General features: G+C 72.8%; 6 protein-coding genes. 1 reads left to right on the plus strand and 5 read right to left on the minus strand.

The features are described 5' to 3' along the window. The 4 genes from ACLF6P_RS29560 to ACLF6P_RS29575 all read right to left on the minus strand — a co-directional run. Positions 1-1075 (minus strand): beta-ketoacyl synthase N-terminal-like domain-containing protein (locus ACLF6P_RS29560; protein ID WP_415954495.1); only part of this gene is annotated, 1075 nt, incomplete at its 3' end. Between the two features lie 231 nt (positions 1076-1306). Further along, positions 1307-2077, minus strand: a complete 771-nt coding sequence (locus tag ACLF6P_RS29565) for a thioesterase II family protein (protein WP_415954490.1) — start codon at positions 2075-2077, stop codon at positions 1307-1309. A gap of 202 nt (positions 2078-2279) precedes the next feature. Continuing rightward, positions 2280-3551: an FAD-dependent oxidoreductase gene (locus tag ACLF6P_RS29570; protein ID WP_415954491.1), complete on the minus strand. Its 1272-nt coding sequence runs from the start codon at positions 3549-3551 to the stop codon at positions 2280-2282. Positions 3552-3674: 123 nt separating this feature from the next. Next, positions 3675-4814, minus strand: coding sequence for a helix-turn-helix domain-containing protein (locus tag ACLF6P_RS29575; RefSeq protein WP_415954492.1), 1140 nt, complete (start codon positions 4812-4814; stop codon positions 3675-3677). 208 nt (positions 4815-5022) lie between these two features. Here ACLF6P_RS29575 and ACLF6P_RS29580 point away from each other — a divergent pair, with 208 nt between their 5' ends. Further along, on the plus strand, positions 5023-5250 hold the full coding sequence (locus ACLF6P_RS29580) for a DUF5988 family protein (RefSeq protein WP_415954493.1): 228 nt from the start codon (positions 5023-5025) through the stop codon (positions 5248-5250). Between the two features lie 103 nt (positions 5251-5353). Here ACLF6P_RS29580 and ACLF6P_RS29585 read toward each other — a convergent pair. Beyond that, positions 5354-8640 (minus strand): type I polyketide synthase (locus tag ACLF6P_RS29585; protein ID WP_415954494.1); only part of this gene is annotated, 3287 nt, incomplete at its 5' end.

Consider the following 8640-nt stretch of genomic DNA (forward strand, 5'->3'; position numbering starts at 1 on the left):
GGGCCTGCGCCTCGATCGGATCGCCCAGCGTCGTACCCGTACCGTGCGCCTCGACCGCGTCCACGTCCGCCGCCGAGACGCCCGCGTTGGCGAGTGCGGCGCGGATGGCGCGTTCCTGAGCGGGGGCGTTCGGTGCGGTGAGGCCGTTGCTCGCACCGTCCTGGTTGACCGCCGAACCGCGCACCACCGCGAGGACCTGGTGGCCGTTGCGGCGGGCGTCCGACAGCCGCTCCACGAGCAGCATGCCGACGCCCTCGGCCCAGCCGGTGCCATCCGCCGTGTCCGAGAAGGACTTGCAGCGGCCGTCGGTCGAAAGACCGCCCTGGCGCTGGAAGTCGGTGAAGGCGGCGGGCGTGGCCATGACCGTGGCGCCGCCCGCGAGCGCGATCGTGCACTCGCCGTTGCGCAGGGACTGGATGGCCAGGTGCAGGGCGACCAGCGAGGACGAGCAGGCGGTGTCGACGGTGACCGCCGGGCCCTCCAGGCCCAGGGAGTAGGCGACGCGTCCGGAGGCGACGCTGCCGATGTTGCCGATGCCGAGGAGTCCGGCGACACCGTCCGGAATATCGCTGTCGGCGAGCTGGGTGGCGTAGTCGTGGTACATGAGGCCGGCGAAGACGCCCGTGCGGCTGCCGCGCAGGGAGTCGGGGGCGATGCCTGCCCGTTCGACGGCTTCCCAGGAGGTCTCAAGGAGCAGACGCTGCTGGGGGTTCATGGCGAGGGCCTCGCGCGGCGAGATCCGGAAGGGGGCGGGGTCGAAATCGCCCGCCTCGTGCAGGAAGCCGCCGGCGCTCATCCCGCGGGTGACCGGCTGGGCGCCCTTGGGGTCGTAGAGGTTCTCGGTGTCCCAGCCGCGGTCGGTGGGAAAGCCGCTGATCGCGTCGGTGCCGTCGGCTACGAGGCGCCACAGGCCCTCGGGGTCGGCCGCGCCGCCGGGGTAGCGGCAGGCCATGCCGATGATGGCGATGGGTTCGCGGTCCTTGGCCTCGGCGCGTCGCAGCCGCTCGCTGGTCTCGTGCAGGTCGGCTGTGACTCGCCTCAAGTAGGAGCGGAGCTTTTCTTCGTTCGCCATCAGAGCGTCACCTGTCCGAGAAACCGACGAGCTGGAACTTCATCAATCGGCGCCTGTCGGCGCGGGGAGCGGGAGGAACCGAATGGCCGCAGACGGCAGAGGGGCGGGGGCGGGCCTCACCGGCCGCGCCGCCCGCCCGTCCCGTCCCACTCCTCCGGGGCGTCGCCGCGCCCAGTGGCCAGTGGTCAGTGCCCAGTGGCCAGCAGCCAGCAGCCAGCAGCCAGCAGCCAGTGCCTAGTGGCTTCCGGCCGTGACGGGCGCCAGCCTGTCGGAGATCACCTTGAGCATCGCCGCCGAGTGGTCCGAGAGGAAGAAGTGGCCGCCCGGGTAGGTGTGCATGTCGAAGTCGGCGGCGGTGTGCGTCTCCCAGGCACGTGCCTCGTCGAGCGAGACCTTGGGGTCCTTGTCACCGGTGAAGACCGTGATCGGGCACGACAGGGCCGGGCCCGGCTCGTACGTGTACGTCTCCGCGGCGCGGTAGTCGCTGCGGATGGCGGGCAGTGCCATGCGCAGGACCTCTTCGTCGCCCAGGACGCGCGCGTCCGTGCCGCTCAGCAGGCGGAGTTCGGCGAGCAGGCCCTCGTCGTCGCGCTGGTGCACGGTCTCGTGCCGGGGGCGCGAGGGGGCGCGGCGGCCGGAGGCGAAGAGGTGACAGGGGGCGGTGCCGCGCGCCTCCATGAGGCGGGCGATCTCGAAGCCGAGGGTGGCGCCGAGGCTGTGTCCGAAGAGGGCGATCGGCGGGCCGTCGGGCCGGGGGTCGAGAACGTCGACGATCTGCCGTGCGAGTTCTTCGATGGTTTCGACACAGTTTTCGTGGCGGCGGTCCTGGCGCCCCGGATACTGGACGGATATGACGTCCAGTTCGGGGGAAAGGCTCCGGGACACCGGGAAGAAGAACGCGGCGGAACCGCCTGCGTGCGGAAGACAGAGCAGTCGTGTCGCTCGGTCCGTCGAATCATGAAAACTGCGGAGCCACAGCGTGTGGTCGACTTCCGGGGCACCCATGAGAGAAGGTCGGTCCTTTCCGCTTTTCCCGCCACTTGCCGATGACGGTAGAAGGCGCGAGCCGGTGCCCCCAACCCCTGCGGTCCGGACCGTTCCCCCTATGTGTGCGGCCCGTCTAGGGGGCCGGGGTCGGGGTTCTCGAGTTCCGTCCCGCGTGGGGAGGGGGTGGGGCGTGGATGGGCAGAGAGGGGTGGGGTGGCTCTCAGATGAGGGCCGGTTCCGGCAGGACGGCGCCCTGCCGGAACAGTTCGGTGCGCACGTCGGCCGTACTGAGGAGCCCCGCACCGTCGCGGGCGACGAGCGCCGCGGCGACACCGGCGGCCTGCCCGGTGGCGAAGGCGGTGCCCATGACACGTACGGACCCGCCCGCGAGCCGGTCGCCGTCCACATTGCGGCCGGCGGCGAAGAGGTTCTCGGTGTCGGCACTCCACAGGGATCCCAGCGGGATCTCGAAGTAGCCGTCGCCCTCGATGAAGTGCCACTGGGACGGGACGCCGGGCGCGGGGTGGTACTCGACCGGCCAGGCGCCGACGGCCACCGCGTCCTCGAACCGGGCCGCACCGAGCACCTCGTCGGCGCTGAGCCGGTAACGGGCGATGATGTGGCGGGATTCGCGGGTGCCGAGTTCGGGGCCGGTGCTGACGATGTACGCGCCCTCGGCTCCGGGCAGGGAGCGGATGGCCTCCAGGTAGGCACGCGCCTGAACGCGGGCGCTGGCTTCGGCGCGGCTGACGTCGGCGGCGTCGCGGGCGTCGTACGCCTCGTCGACGATGTACGCGATGACGTCGCCGGAGACGGGGAGCCGGGCGACGAGTCCGTGGGCGGAGACCAGCGGGCTGACGCCGCGTTCGCGTGCGGCGTGCACGGCCGCGGTGACCCGCGCGCGGGAGACGTCGACGTGCGGCGGGATGCCGCCGAAGCGGACGCCGAGCGATCCGTTCTGCACCATGCCGTCGGTTCCGTAGCGGACGCCTGCCCCGGCGAAGGCGGCGAGGTCGGCCTCGCCGGTGGCGTCGACGAAGGCGTCGGCGGTGACCTCGGCGATGCCACGGTGACCGGCGACGCGGAGGCCGGTCACCCGCCCGTGCTCGCGGTCGCGTTCCGCGCCGGCGACGTGGCTGTGCAGCCGCACGTCGACGCCGGCGTCGGCGCAGAGGGAGTCGAGGACACGCTTGACGGGTTCGGGGTCGAAGACCACGCAGACGCCGTTGAAACGCTGAGGGCTGCTGACGGCCCCCTCGGCGCGGAGCGCGGCCAGGACCTCGTCGGCGATACCGAAGACGACCTGGCGGGGCGGGTCCTCGCGGGTGTAGATCCCGCAGTACGTGAGGACGTTGCGCAGGGTCGCGGCGCCGCCCAGGCAGGGGCCGCGCTCCAGGAGGAGGGTGCGGGCGCCCGTGCGGCTCGCGGCCACCGCGGCGGCGACGCCGGCGGAGCCCCCGCCGGCGACGACCACGTCGTATTTCTCTGTCATCTGCATGTGCCTCTGTGTCGGATGGAGGGTGGGAAAGAACAGGCAGGGGGCGCAGGGCCCGGGCACAGGGGCCCAGGGGTGGGAGGCGGGCCCCCCGGGGGCGGGAGCGGGGGCGCCGGCGCTTCAGGCGGTACGACGGCGTACGGCCAGTTCGTCGCCGCCCGCCGGGTGCCGTCCGGATGCGGGGTGGGGCAGCCAGCCGCGTTGGCCGGTGACGACACCCAGCTGGAAGCGGCTCCTGGCGCCGTGGCGGGTGAGGAGTCCGGCCGCGATGCGCCGCACGGTCCGCAGGGACACGCCGAGTCGTCGGGCCGCCACCTCGTCGGTGAGTCCTTCGCCGAGCAGCGCCAGCAGTTCGCGCTCCTGGTCGTCGAGGTCGTGGTGACGCTGTACGGAGACGGACGTGGTGGCCGCAGCCGGGAGCGCGGCCTCCCATGCGTGTTCGAAGAGGGCGGTCAGGGCCGCGACGAGGGCAGGTGAGGTAACGAGTTCGGCGTGCGGAGCGGTTGCGTTTGCGGTTCCGGTCACCGAAGCCGAAGTCGAAGTCGAAGTCGCATCAGCGTCCGTAGCCGTAGCCGTTGGAGCCGCACCCCCGCCGCCCCCGCCGGCGACGACGGCGGCGGTCCGGTCCACGACGGTGACGGCGAGGGGAACGGTCGCGGCCGTACGCACCTCGGCGCCCGCGTCGGCGAGGCGGCGGCCGTGCAGGTGGTGCGTGTCGTGCCGGGCCGCGGCAAGGTGCAGGGCGCGGACGCGGATGCCGAGGGCGGGCGCGGCCTCGAGGGCGCCGGCGCCCTTGCCGTTCTGGAGGAGATGAGGGACACGGGGGTCGCCGGGGAGCGCGACGAGGATCTCGTCCGTGGCCCGGCGGCAGAGCCCGTCGAGGGCCAGGCGTATCTCCTCGCGGCCTTCGAGCCTGGTCACGCCGGTGTCGTCGGGGGACCGGCCCGGGCGGTGGGCCGCCAGGAGGGACATGACCGCGGAACGGCTCGCGTCGACCTCCCGGCGCCGGAGGTCGAGTTCGGCCTCCTGGCGGTCGAGGAGGGCGCCGAGCCCGAGCTCGGGTGCGACGGCACACCACGTGCGGTGGTTGCCGGGGCGGCGGCGGACGAGGCTCAGGCGGGCGAGCCGCGCGAGGGCGGCACGGACGCTGGTCTCCTCCTGGCCCACCCGGGCAGCGAGTTCACCGACATCCGATTCCCCGAGTTCGAGAAGCACTCGGTAGACGGGCTGCATTCGGGTGTCTATCCCCAGTGTGTGCACCAGACAGTTCCCTTCGACCCATGACCGGCGCTCCAGGATTCCACCGGGAACAGCCCGAGTACGGACAAGAGTTGATCCGAGACGACCAGAGAACCACTGGATATTGACCCCTACCAATAATTCCCATCCCCTACCGGGGGCGAGCAGGGGTGCTTGGAGGGCGGAACACGAACAACAATCGAGTCGGATCGAGACGAGAGGTGTGCCGATGACACAGACCACCGCCTTTTCCGTGGCGACGACTAACAGCCCCGTCCGACTCGAAGGAGGACCTACCGAACTTTCCGGAACGGTGAATCTGACAGACTTCCGCGAGGTGATCCTCTCGGAGGAGAAGATCAAGATCCGCCACGGAAACGGCTACGAGCACTACACGCCGGCCGACTCCGCGACCGCGGTTTTCCAGTGGGTCGGCCGCACCAAGATCGCCGAGTAGCGCCCGGACGGACCGTGGCCGCCTGCCCGGCCGCACCACGTGAGCCCCCGGTCCTGTCCCCGCCACAGCGAGGGACAGGACCGGGGGCTCGATCATGCCGGCGTCACGCCGCGCTGAACCGCTCGTCGATGAACGCGAACAGCTCGTCGTCGGAGGCGGCGTCGAGGTCCTCACGCACACCGGCCGCCGAGCCCTCGTCGGACGGGTCGTCGAAGCCGTCCGCGAACCCGTCCGGGTAACCGGTCGGAAGTCCGTCCTCGAGACCGCCCGAAGAGGCGGCCTCGTGCCATCGCGACAGCAGGCTCTGCAGCCGCTGCGTCATGGCCTCCCTGGCCTTCCCGTCCGGCGTCGCGGCCCTCACCCGTTCCGGAGTGAGCCCCTCGAAGAGCTCCTCCAGCCGGCGCAGCTCCGCGTCGAGGTCCGCATCCCGCCCCGCGGCACGGTCGACGGGCCCGAGGAGACCGAGCACGTGGGTGGCGAGCTCGTCGGGGGTCGGCTGGTTGAAGACCAGGGTGGCGGGCAGGCGCAGTCCCGTGACGGCGTTGAGGCGGTTGCGCAGTTCGACGGCGGTCAGCGAGTCGAAGCCCATCTCGCTGAACGTCTGCCGCGCCCCCACCCGGTGCCCGGCCGCGTGCCCGAGCACCGACGCCACCTCGCTCGCGACCACATCGAGCACCGCGGCATGGCGCTTGTCCGGGGCGGCCTCGGCGAGCCGGTCCAGCAGGGTCCGCTCCGTCACGGCACCGGCACCGGCACCGGCGTCCGAGGCGGCCGCCCGCGGCGGAACGGCCCGTACGAGCTGCCGCAGGAGAGGCGGTACCGTCCCGGCCTCGGCCGCGTTCCGCCGCCACGCGGGCAGGTCCAGGACGACGGGCACCAGCGCGGCCGGCCGCCCGTCGGCCACGGCCGCGTCGAACAGTTGGAGGCCACGGGCCGCCGGCATCGGTTCCATCCCGGAACGCCGTATCCGCCGCACGTCCGCCTCGCTCAGGCTCCCCAGCATGCCGCTCTCCGCCCAGGGCCCCCACGCGAGGGAGGCGGCGGGCAGTCCGAGCGCCCGGCGGTGCTGGGCCAGCGCGTCCACATAGGCGTTCGCCGCCGCATAGTTGGCCTGCCCCGGTGCACCGAGCACACCGGCGATGGACGAGAACAGTACGAAGAAGGACAGGTCCAGGCCGGCCGTGAGGTCGTGCAGATGCCGGGCGGCGTCCGCCTTCGGCCGGAACACCCGAGCCACGCGCTCCGCCGTCAACGACCCCAGCACACCGTCGTCCAGGACCCCGGCCGTGTGCACCACACCGGCCAGCCGACGGCCGCCGGACGTGATCGACGCGACGAGCGCGGCCAACGCCGTACGGTCCGCCACGTCACACGCCTCGACGCGTACGGTCGCACCCGCCTCGCGCAGTGCGGCGACGAGCTCCGCCGTACCGGGCGCCTGCGCGCCGCGACGGCTGACGAGGACGAGATCACGCGCTCCCCCGGCCGCGACCAGGTGCCGCGCCACGAGCCCGCCCAGCGTGCCCGAGGCGCCCGTCACCAGGACCGTACCGTCGACGTCCAAACGCCCCCGGTCACCGTCGTCGAGCGCGTCGGCCCGTACGAGACGGGCGCCGTACGGCACCCCGTCGCGTACGACGAGCTGTGGTTCGTCCAGGTGCGCCAAGGCGGCCAGGTCGTCGACGGAGCCGTCCGTGTCGACCAGGACCATACGGCCCGGGTGCTCGGACTGGGCGGACCGTACGAGCCCCCACACGGCGGCGGCCCCCAGGTCGGGAACATCGCCGCCGTCGGGAGCGACCGCCCCGCAGGTGACCACGACAAGCCGCCGCCCTTCGGGACGCTCCTCGCTCAGCGCGACCTGCAGCCGCTCCAGGACACGAGTCACGCGGTGGTGGACGTCGGCCTCCGCGTCCGCAACGGTCAGCACCTCCCACCCGTCGGCGTCACCGACACCGACACCGCCACCGACATCGCCGTCGGCACCGACACCGGCACCGGCACCGACACCGGCCGGCGGCTCGCCCAGCGGCACCCAGTCGACCCGGAACAGGGCATCGCCGGGGAACCCGCCACGCCCCGCCGCCGCCAACTGGTCCCGCGTCACCGGACGCAGCGCCAGCGACCCCACCGACGCCACGGGAGCCCCGGTACCGTCCGCGAGGACCACGGACACACCCTTACCGTCGGAACCTGAGGGGTCCGAAGGATCTGGAGGACCTGTGGGATCTGAAGGGCCTGAGGGTTCTGAGGGTTCTGAGGGGGCGATCCATACGCGGAGCCGCCGGGCGCCCACCGCGTGGAGCCGCACGTCACTCCACGCGAACGGCAGCCCCACGCTCGGCCCCTGGCCGGCATCGGCATCCCGGCCGGGCGCCGGACCGAGGCCGACGGGATGCAGGGCGGCGTCCATGAGCGCCGGGTGCACGCCGTAACCGTCGACGTCACCGGCCTGGACTTCGGGGCCGTCCGGCAGGACAACCTCGGCGAACACCTCGTCCCCACGCCGCCACATCGCCCGCAGCCCCCGGAACGCCGGCCCGTACTCCAGGCCGAGCCCGTCCAGTTCCGCGTACATCGTGTCGACACCGACCTCCTCGGCGCCGGCCGGGGGCCACTCCTCCAGGGACACGGCCGCGGCCGGGGACGCGTCCTTCAGAACCCCAGTGGCGTGCAGCACCCATGGTCCGCCGCCGTCCTCACCGGACGTCCGGGAGTGGACACGCACGGCCCGCCGCCCCTCCGCGTCGGGCGGCTCGACGGCGACCTGCACAGCCGTCGCTCCCTGACCGGGCAGCACGAGCGGCGCGCGCAGCGTGAGTTCCTCCAGTACGGGAGTGCCCACGCGCCCGCCCGCATGCAACGCCCAGTCGACCAGGGCCGTGCCCGGCACCAGCTGGGTGCCCATGACGACATGATCGGCGAGCCAGGCGTGCGAGGTCGCGGACAGGCTGCCCGTGAAGAGAGCGACCTCGGAGCCCGCCACCTCGGCCCTGGCCCCGAGCAACGGATGCTCTGCGGGCTCCAGCCCGAGCCCCCGAGCGTCCATGCCCCCGCCGGACGGGGACTCCAGCCAGTAGTGCTGGCGCTGGAAGGCGTAGGTGGGGAGGTCGGTGCGCTGGGCGCCGGTGCCCGCGTAGTACGTCGTCCAGTCGACCCGGGTGCCGTGGACGTGGAGCTCGGCGAGGGCGGTGACGACCGCTTCGGTTTCGGGGCGGTTCTTGCGCAGCGCCGGGACGAATACCGCGTCAGCGGTGGTGTCCTGGGCCATGGCGGACAGGACACCGCCCGGACCGAGCTCCAGGTACGTGGTGACGCCCTGGGATTCCAGGTGTCCGATGCCGTCGGCGAAACGGACGGCCTCGCGGACGTGGCGGACCCAGTAGTCGG

This window comes from Streptomyces lothianensis, assembly GCF_047779955.1.
Classification (GTDB): Bacteria; Actinomycetota; Actinomycetes; order Streptomycetales; family Streptomycetaceae; genus Streptomyces.

Coding starts and splice junctions, on each gene's coding strand:
- ACLF6P_RS29565 (WP_415954490.1), bottom strand. CDS start 2,077: ATGGGTGCCCCGGAAGTCGACCACACGCTGTGGCTCCGCAGTTTTCAT.
- ACLF6P_RS29570 (WP_415954491.1), bottom strand. CDS start 3,551: ATGACAGAGAAATACGACGTGGTCGTCGCCGGCGGGGGCTCCGCCGGC.
- ACLF6P_RS29580 (WP_415954493.1), top strand. CDS start 5,023: ATGACACAGACCACCGCCTTTTCCGTGGCGACGACTAACAGCCCCGTC.